General features: G+C 60.9%; 17 protein-coding genes. 6 read left to right on the top strand and 11 right to left on the bottom strand.

What is annotated here, in order from left to right:
- The first annotated feature begins 132 nt into the window (after positions 1-132).
- Positions 133-1,038 (top strand): DMT family transporter, encoded by a 906-nt coding sequence (locus U8330_RS20025; protein WP_323107013.1) that lies wholly within the window; start codon positions 133-135, stop codon positions 1,036-1,038.
- A gap of 297 nt (positions 1,039-1,335) precedes the next feature.
- Here U8330_RS20025 and U8330_RS20020 read toward each other — a convergent pair whose 3' ends face one another.
- Positions 1,336-2,871, bottom strand: coding sequence for an FAD-dependent monooxygenase (locus tag U8330_RS20020; RefSeq protein ID WP_323107012.1), 1,536 nt, complete (start codon positions 2,869-2,871; stop codon positions 1,336-1,338).
- Positions 2,872-3,254: 383 nt separating this feature from the next.
- Between U8330_RS20020 and U8330_RS20015 the strand changes: the two genes are divergently transcribed.
- Complete coding sequence (locus U8330_RS20015) at positions 3,255-4,043, top strand: metallophosphoesterase (RefSeq protein ID WP_323107011.1); 789 nt, start codon at positions 3,255-3,257, stop codon at positions 4,041-4,043.
- Between the two features lie 281 nt (positions 4,044-4,324).
- Here U8330_RS20015 and U8330_RS20010 read toward each other — a convergent pair whose 3' ends face one another.
- The 6 genes from U8330_RS20010 to U8330_RS19985 form a co-directional block, all read right to left on the bottom strand.
- A complete protein-coding gene (locus U8330_RS20010; protein WP_323107010.1) occupies positions 4,325-4,756 on the bottom strand; it encodes a hypothetical protein in 432 nt (143 codons plus the stop codon).
- Between the two features lie 26 nt (positions 4,757-4,782).
- On the bottom strand, positions 4,783-5,028 hold the full coding sequence (locus U8330_RS20005; RefSeq protein WP_323107009.1) for a DUF6894 family protein: 246 nt from the start codon (positions 5,026-5,028) through the stop codon (positions 4,783-4,785).
- Positions 5,029-5,247: 219 nt separating this feature from the next.
- On the bottom strand, positions 5,248-6,453 hold the full coding sequence (locus U8330_RS20000; protein WP_323107008.1) for an FAD-dependent monooxygenase: 1,206 nt from the start codon (positions 6,451-6,453) through the stop codon (positions 5,248-5,250).
- Between the two features lie 52 nt (positions 6,454-6,505).
- The gene (locus U8330_RS19995; RefSeq protein WP_323107007.1) at positions 6,506-6,970 is read right to left on the bottom strand and encodes a MarR family winged helix-turn-helix transcriptional regulator; all 465 of its coding nucleotides are present in this window, start codon (positions 6,968-6,970) and stop codon (positions 6,506-6,508) included.
- An 835-nt stretch (positions 6,971-7,805) separates the two neighbouring features.
- The gene (locus tag U8330_RS19990) at positions 7,806-8,279 is read right to left on the bottom strand and encodes a hypothetical protein (RefSeq protein WP_323107006.1); all 474 of its coding nucleotides are present in this window, start codon (positions 8,277-8,279) and stop codon (positions 7,806-7,808) included.
- A gap of 12 nt (positions 8,280-8,291) precedes the next feature.
- Complete coding sequence (locus U8330_RS19985; protein WP_323107005.1) at positions 8,292-9,269, bottom strand: toll/interleukin-1 receptor domain-containing protein; 978 nt, start codon at positions 9,267-9,269, stop codon at positions 8,292-8,294.
- 526 nt (positions 9,270-9,795) lie between these two features.
- Between U8330_RS19985 and U8330_RS19980 the strand changes: the two genes are divergently transcribed.
- The 3 genes from U8330_RS19980 to U8330_RS19970 all read left to right on the top strand — a co-directional run bounded on the left by U8330_RS19980 (position 9,796) and on the right by U8330_RS19970 (position 13,961).
- Positions 9,796-11,874, top strand: coding sequence for a putative bifunctional diguanylate cyclase/phosphodiesterase (locus tag U8330_RS19980; protein ID WP_323107004.1), 2,079 nt, complete (start codon positions 9,796-9,798; stop codon positions 11,872-11,874).
- 460 nt (positions 11,875-12,334) lie between these two features.
- Complete coding sequence (locus tag U8330_RS19975; protein WP_323107003.1) at positions 12,335-12,661, top strand: helix-turn-helix transcriptional regulator; 327 nt, start codon at positions 12,335-12,337, stop codon at positions 12,659-12,661.
- On the top strand, positions 12,651-13,961 hold the full coding sequence (locus U8330_RS19970) for a HipA domain-containing protein (RefSeq protein ID WP_323107002.1): 1,311 nt from the start codon (positions 12,651-12,653) through the stop codon (positions 13,959-13,961). The genes U8330_RS19975 and U8330_RS19970 overlap by 11 nt, the downstream gene beginning before the upstream one ends.
- Positions 13,962-14,582: 621 nt before the next feature.
- Here the strand turns inward: U8330_RS19970 and U8330_RS19965 are convergent.
- Complete coding sequence (locus tag U8330_RS19965; RefSeq protein ID WP_323107001.1) at positions 14,583-15,326, bottom strand: SDR family NAD(P)-dependent oxidoreductase; 744 nt, start codon at positions 15,324-15,326, stop codon at positions 14,583-14,585.
- 115 nt (positions 15,327-15,441) lie between these two features.
- Here U8330_RS19965 and U8330_RS19960 point away from each other — a divergent pair, with 115 nt between their 5' ends.
- Positions 15,442-16,326 (top strand): AraC family transcriptional regulator, encoded by an 885-nt coding sequence (locus U8330_RS19960; RefSeq protein ID WP_323106999.1) that lies wholly within the window; start codon positions 15,442-15,444, stop codon positions 16,324-16,326.
- 518 nt (positions 16,327-16,844) lie between these two features.
- Here U8330_RS19960 and U8330_RS19955 read toward each other — a convergent pair.
- From U8330_RS19955 to U8330_RS19945, 3 genes are read right to left on the bottom strand one after another with little or no spacing between them, the layout of a single operon-like run.
- Positions 16,845-17,927 carry an ABC transporter ATP-binding protein gene (locus tag U8330_RS19955; RefSeq protein WP_323106998.1) on the bottom strand — a complete coding sequence of 361 codons (1,083 nt, stop codon included), beginning with the start codon at positions 17,925-17,927 and terminating at the stop codon, positions 16,845-16,847.
- Positions 17,928-17,959: 32 nt separating this feature from the next.
- Positions 17,960-18,781: a carbohydrate ABC transporter permease gene (locus U8330_RS19950; RefSeq protein WP_323106997.1), complete on the bottom strand. Its 822-nt coding sequence runs from the start codon at positions 18,779-18,781 to the stop codon at positions 17,960-17,962.
- A complete protein-coding gene (locus U8330_RS19945) occupies positions 18,778-19,641 on the bottom strand; it encodes a sugar ABC transporter permease (RefSeq protein ID WP_323106996.1) in 864 nt (287 codons plus the stop codon). Before U8330_RS19945 ends, U8330_RS19950 begins: the two co-directional genes overlap by 4 nt.
- Positions 19,642-19,702: the final 61 nt, after the last annotated feature.

Here is a 19,702-nt window from a genome sequence, read left to right as displayed (position 1 = left end):
CCAGGCTGGCTTCCTGATCCCACGCGGTATAGGCACGGTAGGAACCGCATCCTCGAACCTTCAAGCGCCACCGTCGATCCGAAGCCAGGGCCAGCGACCGGCATATCGTTACCATCAAATTCCCGGCCGCCTATGAACAGCAAGAAATTCGGTTACCTGTACGTCCTTCTTGCAGTCGCAATCTTCGCCGGGCAGGACGCTTTCTCGAAGATCCTCGGTGAGAAGTACCCTCCGATCATGGTGACGATGATCAGGTTCTGGGCCTTCGCAGCGTTCGTGACGATCCTGGCTGCGGCGGCTCCGGGCGGGATCCGAGCCGCTGCCAGCACCAAACGTCCCATCCTGCAGGTGCTCCGCGGACTTCTGCTGGTCGGCGAGGTCGTGGTCGTGGTCATCGCGTTCACGACGGCTGGGCTTGCCATGAGCCAGTCTATCCTGCAGGTGACACCGCTAATGGTGACTCTGCTGTCTGTTCCGCTCCTCGGCGAACGTGTCGGCTGGCGGCGCGGGCTGGCGGTGGTTGTCGGCCTCCTCGGCGTCATGGTCATCCTAGACCCTCTCGACGTCTATTTCGACCTGCGCCTGATCATTCCGCTTGGTGCAAGCCTTCTCTACGCTCTCTACGGCATTGCGACACGAGCGGCGGGCACCAGCGACAGCGCGGTAACCAGCGTGTTCTACGCAGGCGTCGTCGGCGCGCTGGCGGCCTCGGCGATCGGACCGTTCTTCTGGACGCCGATTGCGATAGAGGACTGGCCGGCCATGGCGGCGCTCTGCATCTGCGGGGCGACGAGCCACTATTTCCTGATCAAGGCTTATAGCCATCTGACCGCCGTGGAAGTGCAGCCTGTCACATATCTTCAGCTCGTCCTGAGTGTGGTTTTGGCAGTCCTTGTGTTCGACGAGCGACTGACACCGAACATGATCGTCGGAGCCGTCATCGTGGTGGGAGCTGGCCTCTTCACAGTGTGGAGGGAGCATCGGCGGGAGCCGCTCCAGACGCAACTTGCTGGAAGTGGCGAACAGGGCGATCCGTAGCCAGCCTGGAAACTGGGACAGCTCACCTTCATTACGGTCTGCGCGTTCCGCCGGTCACGGGCAGACCGAGGTGTTCTAATGGTCGATCGGAACGCTGAAGTCGCTCGGAGCTGCGCATGGACCTCGAACGCGGCTGGCATCTCCCTACCCTCCCGCCTCTTGTTCACTTGCGCGCGAAGGTCGGACGCCACACCCCTATCGTATCGGCGTCCGGATGCATCGTTTCAGTACATCCGGTGTTCCAGCCGGTGCGGTCGCTCGGACGGGCGCTGGGCAGACGAATAGGGCACAGTCTGTTCACGGCGTCCCGAAACGGAACCACTTTCCTGCCGCCTGCTCGAACTCCTGAAAGTCCGTAGCGGTCCGAGCTACCCAGGCCACGACACCGTCCGGTCTTACGAGCAGCGCCGAAAGTCCGAGCCGATCCTTTACGCCGCTCCTTATGTATTCCACCTCTCCTTCGAGATCGCATCGGCGGAGCAGACCGGCCCCGAAGTCCACTACGAGTCCTTTGCCCTTCCTCAGATGGTCGCCGGGCCTGCTGCCGTCTTCGAACTCGAAGTCTGGTGCACTCGCTCCAACCAGAGGATCGGTACTGCCGAGGTCATAGCGCAGACAGGTCCCCCATACGCGTTCGGCGAAGTATGTCGCACCGTCGCTAGTCTCGATAAGATCGCGGACGATCGCCTCGAGCGCCCTCGAACTGCGACTAGGTCGCATGAGCGCGACCTGCGCACGGGACCAGTCGAGGACCTGAGCGCCGACTGGATGCCTTTCATGCGTGTAGCTGTCGAGAAGACCTCCGGGTGCTGTCCCAAGAACGGTGGCCGCAAGTTTCCAGCCGAGGTTCATGGCGTCGCCGAGCCCGAGGTTGAGCCCCTGGCCACCGAGTGGGGAATGGATATGGGCGGCGTCGCCCGCAAGTACTATGCGTCCGCTGCGGTAGGCCGTTGTCTGGTAGGCACGATCGGTCCAGGTCGCCGCCAGCCGCAATGCCTTGAGCGTGATGTCCATTCTGCACACGTGGCACAGGACCGACTGGACATGATCGAGGGTGAGCGGCTGCGTGCGGTGCGAAGCGCCGCCGTCGAAGTCGACCATCGCGATCGTGCCGGGCTTCTGGTATGTATACATCCCGGTCTCCGTGTAGTGTCTGCCGACACGAAGCCGGTCGGGATCCTCCATTTCCACGAGAGCGGAGTATCCTGTGAACTCAGGATCGGTTCCGACGAATTCGAACCCGCCAAGTCTACGCACCATGCTCCGGCCGCCGTCGCAGCCGACGAGCCAGCGGCCGCGGAACGTCGAGCCTCCTGCTGTGAGGGTCACACCATCGGCGGACGGCTGAAGATCATCTACTTGGTGATCGAACAGGATCTCGATGCCCTTGACTTCCAACCGAGCCGATAGAACGGTCTCGACCTGTTCCATCGTTGTCGCGAGGTGCGTGCCGGCGGAGCCGGCCAGCCTATGGGACCATCGTTGTTCATCGATCATGTCGTGAAAGAACTGGATACCCGCGAAGTGACCGGCGGGCCTACGTGACTGATGCGACCAGTGTGCCGCGGAGACATCCCTGCCAACATCGGACTTGGGAGTAACCGAAGGCATCGAGATCTCATCAAGCATTCCCCGGCGGTAGAATGCTTCCAGGCTGGGAGCGGAAAGTCCGCGCATGCCGAAGGGGAGCTTCTTGAGGCTGGAGCCGGGGTCCTTTGCCTTTTCGAGTACGAGAACCGAGACCCCTGCAATGAGAAGCTCGTTTGCGAGAAACAGGCCAACCGGTCCCGCTCCAGCAATCACGACATCGTAGATTGGATGGATTCTGTCCATGAAGCGCTCCCGTGTCATTGTCCGACCGGAGCAGTTGTCGATCTGACGACCACACGGACGAACATCTGGACGCGTGAAAGCGTCCGTTGTTCGTCGTGGGACTCATGCATCGCGCATGGACAGAGCTTTCGTTTCCGAAAGGACTTGGGCTAGACCACACCAAATCTGCCTTTTTCGACGGCTTCGTTCTACCACTGCCGCTTACCCTGCGCAACGCCTGGCTTCCGGATCTGCCGTTGACGGCCGACGGAACCCTCTCAAAGCTGCTGACTCTGAATTGACCTACATCTCAGCCCGGCTAGATCCCTGCGGGGCCATCCGGACTTTAACGACATCGCAACATGTGGAATGCAATCAGTCCTTGAAACGGGAAGCTGACATGCATGCTAAAGGATGACGTCCACACCTTCGCGATCGGCGATGTCCATGGGCGGGCCGATCTGCTCCGGGACCTTCTAGAAGGAATACGGTGCAAAGCCCGGACGAAGCGGTTCAAGTACCGGGTCGTATTCCTCGGCGACATCATCGACCGAGGTCCGGACAGCCGCGGGGCGATGGACCTAGTGATCGAGACACTGCGTGAAGTGCCCGGCTCCGAGCTAATCCTCGGAAACCATGAGTCGCTGCTTCTGCGCGTCATTGATGAGGGCGACGGCAGGTTCTACAACTGGTTCACCCAAGGCGGAATGGAAACCCTCAGGTCCTACGGGCATCCCGTCGGCGTAGTAGCGAACTCTGACACTGCACGGCAGCTCATCCCAGATGAGCACATCGGGACAATGCGCGCAGCGGCGCACTATGTCGAACTCCCAGACTATGTACTCGTCCATGCCGGCATCAGACCGGGCGTCCCGCTGGAGCAGCAGGACCCCTACGATCTGATGTGGATCCGTGCCGGGTTTCTCGATCACATGCGGCCGTTCCGGAAGCTGGTCGTCCACGGGCATTCCCCGACCAGATCGAAGCTAGTGGAGCAATGGCCGGGCAGAATCGCGATCGACACGGGAGCCTGCCGCGATGGCCGGCTCTCCACGCTGCATATCCAGCCTTCCGGAGGTCTGTCGGTGATCTACGCTTCCGGCTGTGCCGAGGGCGGCCTCCCCACGACGACGGAAAGCGTTCCGACATGCATGGAACTCGAAGCCTCGACGGAGGAACAGGTCAAGCGATGACGGCGTTCGAAGGGCGGGCCATACCGTGATGAGTGCCGGCGCTGGCGCGCTTCGAACTGGAACAGGCATCGGAGTAGGGGCACGAGGCTTGGAACGTCGAAGGGCGGGTCGCCGCCGCATTTCGATCGCCGTCTCTAGTGCTTGGATTGACGTGGTCAGCAACTCGGAGCTCGATTCCTCGCTCACATGGATGCGGAGGCTTGCGTCTCATGCTCTGGCGAAACGATGACCATACGGCCGGTCTTATCGACGAGAGCAGACCTGCTCGACCATGTCGAGCATCATCTGATGCTGACGGTCGGAGCCCCTGTCGAGCCATTCGCTGCCGCATCGTCGTCGCGGATATGCGACCTTACTTCAGATCGAGATGCCGTGTCGGCGATATGTCTCCGAGCAAGCACGGTGGCATGCCTGCGTTCATCGGCAACGATGAGGATTTCATTCGGTTCGTTCAACCGCCGCTGGATTCCAGCCATAGGTGAGATAGATTCCGTGGTCGAGATCGATGCCATGATCTGGGTGGAAACGGAGAGTGATGAAGATGCCATCGGCTCGACCGCGCGATGTGGGATCTCACTTCGAGAAGGCAGCCGGATGGCACGCTTGTTGCTGGCGCTCCCAGCTCTGCCCTCGAGAACGGCGAATTCTGCTCGATCGCGCTTGCTCAGGTCAAGGGTGATGCCGACAGGAGGTATGAGATGGCTCGCCGTCATCTACCTCTCCTGGCAGCGTGCAGTGGTCACGGCTTGAGAAGTGGAACGACCGCCTCGGCGATCGTAACCTCGCCGACGAACTTCCGCCGCTCGTCCTGAATGAGGATCGCGGTAATCAGAAGGCGTTCTCCCTTTGGAAGCTGCTCGGCGGCGAGAGCGCGGAGCGACGATGTCGCCGATATCGTCGCGGCAGCCACGTCCGGCAGCAACATCCCCTCCCAGTCTCTGGTAACGACGTTCTGCGAATGGAAGTCCAAGAAGAAGCGCTGCATTCCGGCGATCCGTATGGAGGTATCCGAGTCCCGCGACTTCGACGGAGCGCTATCGCAGGGCCGCACTCGCGTAGCCAAGCCAACCGCCGTAGACACGCGAGAGACCGATGTAAGTGACCTCGGATCTCTCGTTTTCAATGCAACGGGACGGTAGCGTACGGTCCAGGGGTCATCGGAGATGAGCCCGGCGAGAAGATGGCTTTGTGTTTCCGCGCAGACCTATTCCATGACTTGGGAGAATGCGGGATAGGCTGACAGGTCCGGTGACTTCGGCTGTCCTGCGAACAATCTCGCGGCCGTATCGCGCACGAGCGGCTTGCTGGCGACATCCAATGCGCCATGGAGCAGGTGGATGCCGAGCCTGCTGCGTGGATGCATGAGCCTTGGCGCGATCTTCGGGACCCCCTGACCATCTTCAACCATCGGGCGCATCGTGGCCTCATAGCGCTGCAGGGCGGACGTGATGTCCCCGCCGCGATGCAGTTCTCCGGCCAGCACGTAGGCTCCGGTGATCGCCAGCGTCGTGCCGATGCCGTCGAGCGGCGTCGCACACCAGGCGGCGTCCCCCGTCAGAACGACGCGCCCCTTCGACCAACGCTTCATGCGAACCTGCCGCAGGACGTCGAAATAGAAATCCTGCGTATCCTCCATTCCCCTTAGCACCCTCTCCGCCTGCCATCCGGCGTCGGCGAAACGATCGCGGAGGTAGGCCTTCTGACGCTCGGCATCCCACTCCTGTTCGCCCTCGGGCGCTTTCTGGATCGTGAGATTGGCCCGCGTCGTACCATGGTTGTCGGGTCGCAATGAAATGCTCCGTCCGCAGGTGGCATTGTACCATCGCCACATACGGTTATCGTCCGGCGCGCGGGGGATGGTGAAGTAGGCGATGGTCAGATCCATCCATCGCGGATCGTTCTCTCCCGGAAAGACGCGGTCGCGTGTCTTGGACCCGACCCCTTCCGCGACGATAACCAAGTCATAGCGCTCGGTCGCGCCACCGGAAAAGGTCACGATCGCAGACTCGGCGTCGTCGTCGATGCGTTCAATCGTCTCGCCGAAGCGAAACGTCGCGCGCTCGCCTGCGGGCTCGTAAAGAAGGCGCGCCAGATCGCCGCGCAGGATCTCCATCTCGGCGGTCGGACCATCGCCCTCGATGTCGTCGGTCGCGAACTCGGCGACGACCTCGCCCTTCTCGTCGACCCAGGTCGTGCCCTCTTCGCCGGTGCCATGGTCGAGAGCCGCCTGTTCAAGGTTCATTCGGCGCAGAACCTCGCGGCCGACACCCCGCACGTCGATGTTCTGGCCCCCGTCTCGGAACTCAGGTGCGCGCTCGACCACCGTAACGTCATGGCCAAGGCGGCTCAGCCAGAAGGCTGCCGTGTTGCCGGCGATACTCGCACCGGAAATCAGAATACTATGAGTCATGACGCGTGATCCTCTCGATCATAAATATCACGCGTGATGTAGTTCCTGAACGTTATCGGTCAAGGTTGGCGATCAATCGTTGGAGAAGCGCAACGAGCAGGCTGGCCTCCTCGGTCGAGAAACCTTCGAGACCGCGGGCGTTACCGTCGAGCAAGGCTGTGCGGCCGACCCCCGCGGCCTCGCGTCCGGCCTTGGTCAGATCGACCAGGGATGCACGGCGATCAACGACAGACGGCTCGCGGGCAATCAGACCCATGGCCTCCAGCCTGTCCAGCAGAGCTACCATGGCCGGCTGCCGGACCGCAGACCACCGCACGATGTCACGTTGGAGAAGCGGCCCTTTCCACGAGAGAAGCAGGAGCGGTCCGATCAATGCCATGGTCAACCCATGCGGTTTCAGAGCCGCATCGACGCCTCGATTGAAGGCGCGTGCAGCGTGGTTGGCGAGATAGCCTGGGGCGACCGCGGCCTCCGGGTGGATGTCGTCATGATTATGCATGATGCCAATCTGCGCCATCGATGCGGCCGTTGTCACCCTCGCCATGTTTAGAAACACGATCTTCGCAGCCTGACTTCGCAGCTCCGCAATCTTTTCCCGAACCAGCCGTCTGCTCGAGCCGCGGCGCGGACTTTTCGTCTATTCGCCAGACCTCGAGACAATGAACGAGGGCGAGACACTACCCAGGGGCAACATGTGCCCGCATGCCCAATCCTCCGAAATTCGCACTGCGTCGTTCGTACCAGTGTCCTTCGAGATCGCGGTTCTCGGATCAACCGATCTCCCGTCGCTCGCACTGACGGCGCTCGCGGCCTTCGGCGGCATTGTCGCCGGGGTAGTTGCCTCTCACTCTCTCTGGTTCATGAGAGCGTCAACCGGTCACCTAGCACGGAAAAGCGGGACGATGGCACGCATCCCACGGAGTTAGGGCGAAGGGAGTGGGTCAAACCGCTTCCTTTCGTTTTTCGGTAGTGGTTTTCAGATTCGAATGTACCGGAATCACGCTCGTCGGGATCTCCAAACTCCGAATAGACCTGGACTTCGGTGGCGGGCCGAGACCGGCACATTGCTTTCTCAGTAGGCTTGTCGCCAAACGCCGAAGACGGTGCACGCCTACTTCGGGAGCCTATCGAGCGGAGGCGATCGCTACCCAAATGGATCGAACAACCGTATCGATTCAGGCCATTCCCTGGGGCGCGAAACTAGGACAAAGCGAACTCGGCGTCATAGCCAAGCATGACGAATCGCTGCTCCACCTGACCCGCGTCACTCCCGCCGGCACATGGTATCCTACCATCACGGGGACGCGATGCCGTCCTCCACGGAGGCGGAGTCCCGGCAACCGCCCGGCGTGTTAGGTCCTCGTCTGGGCGGCTGAATCGACACTCTTAAGGACACGCCTTTCCAGACCTACCCCGATACCGATCTGCCATCGGGTGAAGGCTGCTTCGACGGGTGAGTTCGGAAGAACACCGAGCGTCGCTACGATCATCCCCTGCGACAGGGCACCGGCCATCCCGGCAGCGATGCCCACAGCTCCCTCCGTGCAGACGACGGAGCCGCGCGGTGTGTTCCACGGATCGAAGGGGGCGATGCTGGTCTCGTCGACCGACACGGTGACTGCGGGTACGATCAGACCCTTGTAGCTCTTGTTATCCTTGCAGGGAAAGGCTTGGAACCTATGGTCCCCGTCAAGGATGACGAAGAAGGGCACCTCCCCGGATGACGCCACGACTCCGCAAACATCCTTCGCGGACCGGGGAAGTATCAGGCTCACTGGAGCAGCATCCGCCAGCGTTCCAGGAAAGAACTCTTTTAAGGCGAGCATCGATCTCCCTCCTCAACGCTCTCGCTGAAGCGGTGACATGAAGATCGACCAGAAATATTCGGCCCCGCCTTCCGGCGCGAGCTTCTCCCTGCCATTGTTCCCGGCGGCGAGGCGCATGCCTAGTCCGGTCAGGAATAGGGACTGGTCATCGGAGCCTACGCGCAGCATCTCGCCGAAGCTGTTGCTCTCGCTTGTCTCGCCCTCGGTGAAGGCAATCCCATTCGCAAAGCCGCTGTCACCTCCCATGTATATAGTGCAGCGGCTAAGGGCCCTGCCGTTCCGGTAGACGGAAGCATGGAAGCGGTTCGCGTCGATCCGGCGGAAATCGCCTTCGATGCCATCGTTTCGCCTCGAGAGTTCTTCCAGCGAGTTCTCGAAGAATTTTGCAATTAAGTCGAACGCCTCCCGCTTGAAGCGGTCCTTGTCCCGGTCGGTGAAGGTCTTCGCGATACGTAGGTTCGACGACCGCGGAGCGTCGTCTGCGACCGGCGGCCTGAGCTGGCGGGCGGCGGACTGGCGTGGGGAAGAAGGTTCGGCAGACGTCCGACCGCCACTCAGCTTCCTCGCCGCCGCCTGAACGGCGTTGGCGACCTCAAGGAAAGCCTGGTCCCGATCCACCGCCTGCGTGATGGGACGGCCGTCCGGCGGGGTCGCATTCAGCTTCCCGAACGGAGCACCGTGCCACTGACAGGCCCTGAGGATGACCGGAATGACGATCGCGTCGCCGCGCTCATGGCGTTCCATGGCGACCATCATCTCCCGATCGTAACAGTAGTCGGAGTTGATGAAGTCGGGACTGATGAGGAGAAGGATGATGTCCGACTCCATCAGAGTCCGACTGATGGCCGCGTCGATTTCTTCGCCCGCCTCTATACGGCGATCGTGCCATGTTTCGATGGCTCCTTGCCGCTTGAGGATGGACAGTTGCTTCTCGAGCTGGTCGCGGAGATCCTCGTCCGCGTGTGAGTAGGAAAAGAATACGATGGCCACGTTTTGCTCCGGGATGGCTGCCGTGAGCACCCTTCGATGCCTGCATGCCGCGGGTTGAATCCTTCATCATGCTCCAGCGAGCCGATACCAAAGCGCTCTCGACGCCTCGCATCACCATCACGGTCGCCCCCGCCTGCCCCTCATCAAACGGGACAATATAAGTATGACCGACAAGCCCCCGGACAAGACCTCATCGTGGCTTTCTCGAAGCCCTCGCCTCACCTCCCGCCCGTGCCTTCCCTCCGAGTGCTCGCTTCACACTCCATACCGTGTCGTGCAGCCGCGGAGCGGTTTCCGGCCATGACCCGTGCGGCTCCGGCCGTCCAGGCGGCGCGGGGTTATCGACCCCCTCACCGCCCCTCTGATCCCAATCGCCAAGTTCTTTGCATCAGCCAGTACTGCATCGCAATAAACCGCTGCCGAGCTGGTTTGATTAACTTCGATTTAATTAGATTTGTTTCGAATACACACTGCCGTGATCCGAGCGTCGGCGTCAAGCCAGGAGCCTTACGAAGAGGGATGAGCGATGTTTAAGAACATACCTGCTTCTGCGTCGTTGCAGGACGATTCCGACTTCCGGTCGATCTTCAAGTTCCATCCCTCCCCGATGTGGGTGTACGAACCGGACACGCTGCGCTTTCTGGCGGTCAACCGTGCCGCACTGCAGCTCTACGGATACCCGGCTGACAGCTACCCCTCGATGACCGTGCTCGACCTCCGCCCTGAAAGCGAGCGGCAGCGGATGCGCGAGGCGGTACGCCGGCGCGACGATATTGAACGAGCCGAGAAGTGGACGCACAGGAAAGCCGACGGATCGCTGTTCGAAGTGCTGACGTACGGCCGCGAGATCCGCTTCGGAGGACAGAACGCCATACTCGCCATTGTCCAGGACCAGTCTGAACTGCAAAGCGCTCGTCAGACCGCAAGCGACACGCGCGCTCTTTACGACGCGATCGTCGATCACCTTCCGATCGGCATCTTCGTCAGGGACATGCACTACGATGGCAGGTTCGCCGTCTTCAATGCCGCATGCGGCGATCACTTCGGTGTCGACGCATCCCAGGCACTGGCGAACAAGGGAGAACAGATGCTCGGCTGGCTCGGCACAGACGCCTCCTTGTCCACCGAAAAGGCCGCGCTGCAAGCGGGAAGCGCGGTGACACTCGAAGAGAGGATCTGCGGCTCCGATGAAACGGTGCGCTTCATCCGCACGACGAGGCAGACTCTTCCCGTTTCCGAAGACGAACATGGCCGGTACGTGCTCGGTCTTTCCCAGGACATCTCGTCGGAACGTGCCGCCGCCGAGCGGCTGTCCCACATCGCGCTCCACGACGGTCTCACCGGGCTGCCGAACCGGGCGAACTTCACGGAGGTGCTTGATCGTCGGCTCCGGCACGCCACCCCGTCCGCCGGACTCGGCCTGATCTACATCGACGTCGACAATTTCAAGATGATCAACGACACCTGGGGACACAGCGCTGGCGACGCGGTCCTGCTCGAGGTCGCAGCACGGCTGCGGAGACAGTGTTCGCGCGGAGAGCTGCCGGTCCGGCTCGGTGGGGACGAATTCGCAGTGGTGTTTTCCGCACCGGCGGAAGCTCAGGCGGAGTCGCTTTGCGGCGAGATCCTTAAGACGCTTGAGAAGCCGTTCTGCTTCGAGAACAGACTGATCCCGGTGACATGCAGTCTTGGTGCTGCCATGGTGTTCGGGACTGACGGGGGTGCGGAAGCACTGCTGAGGAACGCGGACTTCGCACTCTACGCCGCGAAAGGGAGCGGGCGCAATTGTTTCCGTCTGTTCAAGCCCGAGATGCGGATGAAGGCGGAGGAGCGTGCCGTTCTTCTTTCGGAAATGACCCACGCACTCGCGCACGATCCCGCACAGTTCGAGGTGTTCTTCCAGCCGGTATTCGACGTCTTCGAGGGCAGTCTGAGCGGATACGAGGCCCTCGCGAGGTGGAACCATCCCGACCGCGGGATGATCCCGCCGCTGCAGTTCATACCCATCGCCGAGGAGTCCGGCCTCATCGTGCAGCTCGGCGAACTGATCCTCGACAAGTCCTGCACGGCAGCCGCGGAATGGCCCTCCGAGCTCACGGTGGCGGTCAACGTTTCCGCCCGGCAGTTCGATGGGTGCGGGCTCGTCGCATCGGTCGTCTCCGCGCTCGACCGGTCGGGACTCGCCGGGCCGCGTCTGGAGATCGAGATTACAGAGTCGATGTTCATCCGGGACACGGTTAACTTCATTCCGACGCTTCGGTCCCTCAAGGCCTTGGGCGTGCGTATCGCGATCGACGATTTCGGTACGGGGTATTCGTCGCTGAGCTACCTGCGTTCGTTCGAGTTCGACAAGATCAAGCTCGACCGTAGCTTCCTTGCCGGCATCGAGTCGAACGCGCCGAACTTGTCGATCATCCGGGCAGTGATCGGCATCGGCCGGGGGTTCGGAGCGGCGGTTCTGGCGGAAGGCGTGGAGACATCCGACCAGCTCGATCTCGTGACGAAGGAAGGTTTCAGTCACGTCCAAGGCTATCTGTTCGGCAAGCCTGCCCGCCATCCCGCTAGGCCTGCATTCCCTATACCGGCTAGACGCGTCGCGGGATAGAAGGACAAAACGCCAAGGTGGCTTCCCCGCCCGCCGCGTGCCTCTACGACTAGCGAACGGAAGAATGCGATCATCGGACCAATTTCTTCCAACCTGCTGATCGTCGAAGTGAAGGTCCTCATGAAACAAAATGCTCTTTAGGGCATAGTTCTTGCGAACTGCCGCGTCCGCCGTCTGTCCTGATCGGGCGCTCTGGTCGCAATCACAGAAAATCTCAGACGCGGCTGTCCTCCGCGACGTAGTGGGATCAGGTCTCTTCGCGGGAGCTGCGGAATATATCGCTCACTATTGGCTTTATATTATGTATATCGGATATACTTAAATTGTGTCGATATTTTACGACATCAAACGCGATTATGTCGTTTATTACTGACTTTTGTTGACGGGAAAAGTTGGACGATATACAGTTGTTCGTACCCTGCGACACCCCTTTGCGCTACTGGAGACGGGACGACACGATATGCCACGGAAGACAGTGCCATTTCAGGTCGAACAGGTTCTCAAGGAGCTTGGGCACAACATTCGAAAAGCCAGAGTGCGCCGCAACATCTCCCTGGCGGAAATGGCCGGGCGTCTGGGAGTTCACCGTACCCTGCTCTCCGACGTCGAGAACGGCAAGCCGGGCACTTCGATCGCCGCCTATGCAGGAATGCTCTGGGCCATGGATCTACTGCCCGGCCTGCAAGCCGTGGCGGATCCTGAAAGTGACAGCCACGGTCTTGCCCTTGCGAGCCGTGAGGAGCGCGAGCGTGCGTCCTCGCCCAGAGGAATGGACAATGACTTCTGAGTGCTTTGTCTACATCACGCTGCCCGGCACGACCGACATGGTAACCGCCGGACGCTTTCGCCTTGAAACAGACCTGCAAGGCAACGCTGTTGGCCGGTTCGTCTACGGCAGGACATATATGGCGCGGGCAGATCGCGTCGAGTTCGATCCACGCGAACTGAAGATCGCGCAGACTGTGTTCACTACGGCAAAGCTGGGCGGGGTCTTCGGCGCTTTGCGCGACGCGGCTCCCGATTCCTGGGGCCGCCGCCTCATCGATCGCCAGATCGGCGTTCCGGGGCTGAACGAGATCGACTATCTCCTGAAGTCTCCCGACGACAGAGCGGGTGCGCTGGGCTTCGGTCTGAATCAGCAGCCGCCGGCTCCCGTGTGGAAATTCAGCAGGACCGTCGATCTGGGATCTTTGATTGATATTGCCGACAAGATCGTCGCAGATGACGTGGATCCCGATGCGGGACCAATCGACCGGGACGATCTAGAGCAAGTCGAACGGCTTCTGCAGGCGGGAACTTCGATGGGCGGGGCGCGCCCGAAGGCGACCGTGGAGCATGACGGGCATCTTTGGCTCGCGAAGTTTCCGATGATCGGAGACAAATTCAACAACCCGCGTGTCGAGCACGCCGCCATGACGCTCGCACGCAGATGCGGCTTGGAGACGGCCAAGTCGGACGTTGTCAGCGTCGGACAGCGCGACGTGCTTGTCGTCCGCCGGTTCGATCGTGATGCCGCGGAGAACGGCTACTACCGCAAGCGCATGGTCAGCGCTCTTACGATGCTCCAAGCCGACGAGACGAGGGACAGTCGCTGGTCCTACGTCGCGCTGGCCGAGGAGATGCGGCGGTTCGTATCGGGCAACATCGACACGCAGCTTCATGAGCTTTTCCGGCGCATGTGCTTCAACTGCCTCATCTCCAACACCGACGACCACCCGCGCAACCATGCATTCGTCGCTGACGGCAATGGGTGGCGGCTATCGCCTGCGTACGACATCACACCAGCACCTACGTCCTCGGTGTCCCGCCGGGATCTTGCGATGGACATCGGCCGGGCGGGACGGTACGCCAACATCCACAATCTCATCTCCGAAGCTGCGCGGTTCAGTCTCTCGCGCCAGGATGCGGAGTCGATCATCCACACGATGGCCGACCAGGTCCGCAGCACTTGGTACGCAACGGCGCGCGCGGCCGGGGTCAGCGAGCTCGACTGCGAGCGGATCTCTTCGGCGTTCGTGTATGATGGCTTCTCGTACGAGGGCGAGCCACGTGACGAACTTCTATTCGAAGCGTCATTCGGGCGGTAGCAGGCAAAGGAAGTCGTTACATGCACTATGTATGATACGACTTCGGTAGGGGGCCTTGGAGCCTTCCAGGCCCGCTCCGGTCCTGTTGCAGCGCTGTGGTAGCCTGACGGATCAGTTGAGTTGCGGAAGCGAGGCAGAGCACAGAAGGGCCACCTCCTCTGGCGGAACGGTCAGGAGACCGATGCAGCCTCGATCGTGGATCTCATAGCGTCGAGCTTCACCAAGCAACATGTCATGGGACCTTCTGAGATCCTGCACCGCGGCCGCCGTGGGCGCGCGTTGCGTCCTGCATGCTGCCGTGCCGGATTTCGGTAGGATCATCAAGCCTGCCGTCGCTCGCAATCAGGTTGAAACTTCGGGCCAATTTAGTAGACAGCCAAATGCCCTTCATCCGAGCTTCTATTCGGCTGAAGCATACGACACGCGTTATACTATGTTGCCCAAAAATAGTATAACCCGCGAAGCAAGCTGATCGGCCGGCATGCGACCGTGGGATTGCCGTCGTCCTGCCCTTTCCGCTGTGGTGGTGACGCTTTCAACCTGACATACTTGCCCATGCCGTCTCCTGTCCACCATCGAATGCCGGATGGACCGCCGCAGTCGCAAACTCCACCGAAATGCTCACCAGGCATGCCCTACCAGTTCGCCGGCCGGAGTGCAGGCCTGGAATGCGGCAGTCTGGCCGAACGGGCCTATCATGGCCAGGGCGACGGCCGAGCGCGCGCCGATGTCGGGTGCATGACCGGGGCCGTTGCCGGTTAGATCCGTCGAGGTCAGGCCGGGGTCGGCCGCGTTCACCTTAATCCCGTGGGGATCAAGCTCCTTGGCAAGCTTGACGACCAGCATGTTTAGGGCGGCCTTCGAAGCGCAATAACCCGCGAAGCCGACGCCCCAATTCTCGCTGCGCATGTCGAGTGTCTCACCAATGGACCCCAGACCGCTGCTGACCATCACTATCCGGCCCGCGTCTGACTTTCGCAGAAGCGGTAGGAAGGCCTGCGTGACGCGCAGCGCGCCGAAGACGTTTGTCTCGAAAATGCGCCGAATGTCTTCGATCGATTCTTCTGCCGCCGGCGGGGGAGGTCCGAAATGGATGCCCGCGTTGTTGACAAGAACGTCGAGCCGTCCCTCGTCTCGCTCGATACTCCGCTCCGCCTCCTCGACCGCGTCCCCGACAGTAACATCGAGGACGAGCGCTCGCGCTTCGATACCGGCAGCGCGAAGAATGCCCGCCGCCGACTCACCGCGATCGGCGTCGCGGCACCCCAGTATCACGGCATGACCGCGTTCGCCGAGCTGTCTAGCGATAGCGAAGCCGATCCCCTTGTTAGCACCCGTGATCAGAGCGATACGTTTACTGCTCATCCGAATAGTCCTCCGTTACGTCCGCGAGAATAGCATCCGTCCGTCATCAGTGGATGGGCGATCCACTCGATGCCTTGCCTGATCCTCGCAAACATGGTCGTGTCAGCGGATGGACATGGAAACTGAGATCGCGTCTCTGGGAGTTCTCGCGGACCCGCTGACCCGGCCGGGACAGGAATGCGCGAGCACGGGACTGGAGGTACCCGGACTGGGCGTCTGGCACAGCTCGGTGTCTACGGCCTCCGAACCGGCCATGTTCGATCCGAGGCTGTACGTGGTCCTGCGCGGGACGAAGACGATGGCGTTCGCTGGCCGGCACACACGGTTGACGCCGGGAATGTGCGCTCTCTCGTCGATAGGGGTACCCTTCGTTACCCGAGTAGAGGCCGCGCCCTACCTGGGCATCGGCCTACAACTGAACACTGAGATCGTAGGCAGGATAATGCCGGCCCTACCCGAGCGCCGGACGGAGTCCGCGGCTTCGATCGATGTGGGCCAGATGGACGAATCGTTGATCGACCCCCTGAAGCGGATGTTGGCCATGTGCCGTTCGCAAGGGGAAGCCGAGATACTCGGGCCATTGGTCGTGGAGGAAGTTCACTACCGTCTGCTGACTGGCCGTTTCGGTGACACGGTTCGCCAACTGATGGGTGGAGGCCGTCGAATGGAGCAGATCCGGGAGGCTGTCGCAGTGATCAGGGCCATCGACGACCCGCTTCCCGATGTGGGTGAGCTCGCGAGGACGGTGGGCATGAGTGTCGCGTCGTTCCACCGCCACTTCAAGCTGATCACCGGCCATGGCCCGCTCGACTACGCGAAGCACCTCCGGCTTCTGCGGGCGCGCGAGCTGCTGTACGGTGGAGGCGTGTCGGTGGCGGAGGCCGCGGGACAGGTCGGATATGTCAGCGCGTCGCAGTTCAGCAGGGAATACAAGCGCAAGTTCGGAACCGCGCCGCATTGTCATGCCCGGAGGCCTGGCCAATCTGTCGCGCTGCCGTGATGCGGCAGGTCACCTTCGCTTGTAATGCCGGAGGGTGCGATGTCATCTCACGGAGCCTGCATCCCGGCGACTTGACGGCGTGCTACGTCAGAGTCCGGCGTTAGACTCGATCCTTGTAAGAACCCGCTTTTCAAGACCTTCGCCGATACCTGACATGTTGAATCTAGTCGTTGTCTTATATTTTCGAATGTGCCAATGCCAAATACCTTAAGAAATGGGCGGGTATCGCGCGAGCTCGAGTCTCGCAAAAGCGCTCGCCGGCTCCTTGAGGTCCACCTCTGATACCTACATCCAATTGCGCGCGAAGCCCCTCGATCGACGCGAGTGCATCACGCAACAGGCTGCTGCCGTATCTGTCAGGATCAAGTAGCCCTTGGCCTTGTGACACGAGTGAAGCTGCCTTCGTGCTTCCGCTTCCTTCTCCCACCGCGAATCTTCGCGGAGAACGCGAGCAGTTACAGTCGAAGCTTTGGGGACGAAGGCAGTGCTGAGCCTGTTCCGACCGGAATTTTCGATCATCAGAGCAGCGAACCGCCATCCAGCCGCTTTCCACTCGCACTGTCGAACAGGTGCAGCTTTTCCGGCGGAAACCGTAGGTCAACCGCCGAACCTAGCGTGTAGTTACCATTATTCGGAGTGCGGGCGACGATCCGGCCCAAGGCGGTTGAGAAAAACCAGAGCGTCTCGTGACCGAGGTTTTCTGCAGCGTCGAGGGTACCCGCAATAGCCGGTCCGGCTCCGCCATTGATTGACACGTGTTCGGGACGGATGCCGACCGTGATGCTCGGAGGTAGCGACATGCCCATGGCCACACGCGTGTCGCCGATCAGGATATCATGGCCGTCGCCACGGAACTCGAAGATGTTCATCGGTGGCGAGCCGATGAATTTCGCGACGAACAGATTGGCGGGGCGGCTGTAGACTTCGTCCGGAGTCCCGAACTGCATGAGATTTGTGTTGCCAACCTGCTTCAAAGGGGCGAGCACCGCGATGCGATCGCCCATCGTCATGGCCTCAACCTGATCGTGGGTAACGTAGATCATGGTGGACCCGAGTTCGCGATGGAGTCGGATCAATTCCTGGCGCATCGCCGCGCGAAACTCGGCGTCCAGATTGGAAAGAGGCTCGTCGAACAGGAAAACCTTCGGCTTGCGAACGATAGCACGTGCCAGCGCCACGCGCTGTCGCTGGCCGCCTGAAAGCGCGCCCGGACGCTTGTGGAGATGCTCGCTAAGCCCGACCATCCGCGCAACATTTGCAACGTTCGCCGCGATGCTGCCCTTCGCCTCGCCACGAAGACGCATGCCGAAGGAGATGTTGTCGGCCACCGACATGTGCGGGAAAAGCGCATAGTTCTGGAAGACCATCGCGACGTCCCGCTTGGCCGGATCGATGTCGTTGACGACGCGTCCGCCGATCGACACCTTGCCGGAGCGGCCTTCTTCCAACCCCGCGATCAGGCGGAGCGTCGTGGACTTGCCGCAGCCGGACGGGCCGACGAACACGACGAACTCGCCGGAGCGGATGTCCAGATCGAGATTGCGGACGACATCGACAGTACCGTAGGAGATATCGATGCCCTGAAGGGAAACGGCGGACATGGCTGGCTTTCCTTGTTGGATCGTTTGCGGCGTCACTTGACAGCACCGAGGCTGAGGCCTTGGACGATGCGCCGCTGCGCTAGGATGGCGAACAGCGCCATCGGCAAAATGATGATGATTGAGGCGGCAGACATAGCGCCCCAGTCGATGGACGCGTAGCCGCGGAAGCCGGCGACGGCGAGCGTCACCGTCTGCGCGTTCTCGAACGTCAGCGCCAGCGCGATCGTCAGCTCGTTCCACATCTTGATGGAGTTGAGGATGACTGTCGCGGCGATGCCGGGGGCGGCGATCGGCACGTAGATCCTCCATACGATCCGCCATGTGCCCGCGCCCTCGAGCCGTGCCGCCTCGGCCAGCGCTTCGGGAATGTCGGCGAAGAACGCACGCAACAGCCAGATCGTGAAGGGCAGCGTGAAGACCTGATAGATCAGGGCTAGCCCTATGACGGTGTCATAGAGCCCGATGGACTGGAAAAGCACGTACATCGGAACGATGAAAAGAAATTCCGGTAGCATGTACGAGATCAGGAGCCAGATCAGGATCGTCCGTCGTCCTGGTACGTGCCGCTTGTTCAGATAGTAGGCGGCCGGGATGCCGGCAACGAGAGCGATAATGTTCCCAAGTGCGCATATGATCAGGCTGTTGAAGAAGGCCCCGGAAAATCCTGTCGAGGACCAGGCCCGGCCAAAATTCTCCCATACCGGCGAGAATAGCCAGACCGGCGGCATGGCGAATGCATCGACACGGTTCTTAAGCGCGATCGTCAGTATCCAGAAAATCGGAAAGATCGATACGGCGACTGCTGGTAGGGCGATGGCATAGGGCCAGAAGGCGTGTTTTGAGGAGACGCTCATGCCTTTTCTCCGTCGTCGGTATCGATCACCAGATAGATGATGCAGAGGGTGAGGATGATCAGCGCGAAGACGACGGCAATCGCGGCTGACTCTCCGAACTTGTAGGACTTGAAGGCCGTCTGGTAAGCGAGCGTCTGCACACTTTCAGTCGATCTGAGCGGTCCGCCGCCGGTGGTACCGAAGATGATGTCGAACACCTTGAGGGTGTCGATGGCGCGGAAAATCACGATGGTCACCAAAACGGGTTTCAGCATCGGCAGGGTGATATGTCGGAACGTCTGGATCGCGGTTGCGCCCTCGAGCCTCGCCGCTTCGAACGGTTCGGAAGGAAGGCTCTTCAGCGCCGAGGACAGGATGATGAAGGTGAAGGCAGTCTGCCACCACGTATCGATCATGACGATGGACGGCATTGCTGTCGGCACCGTGCCGAGCCATGCCGGTCCGGGGATCCCTACCAGCGACAACAGATAGTTGACGATACCAAGCGTCGGATCGAGCATCACCTTCCAGATCAGCGACACCGCGATACCGGATACCATAAGCGGAAGGATCATGAGCGTTCGAATGAGACCGGCTCCGTAACGGATGCGGTTGATGGCCAGCGCGAGCGCCAGGCCGAGGATGGTCTCGATCACCACTGCGAAGACGGCAAAATAGAATGTGTTGAAGAGTGCTTTCGGAAAGCCGCTGCCGGAAAGGATCCGTACGAAGTTCCTCAGGCCGACGAACTTAGCTTCACTTCCCCAGTTCCACTGCAGCAGCGAGAGATATCCGGCGTAGATCACCGGGTATAAGGTTCCTGCAGCAAGCAGTGCGAGGGCCGGCACGATGAGCCAGCGAATGTTTCTTTCTCGGCGCATGGTCGATACCATCCTGATGTCGGGAAGTGCGGGACCGGCAATCCGGCCCCGCCGGGAGAAC

Source organism: Rhizobium sp. CC-YZS058, assembly GCF_034720595.1.
GTDB lineage: Bacteria > Pseudomonadota > Alphaproteobacteria > Rhizobiales > Rhizobiaceae > Ferranicluibacter.
This window is presented reverse-complemented; position numbering and strand designations above follow the sequence as displayed.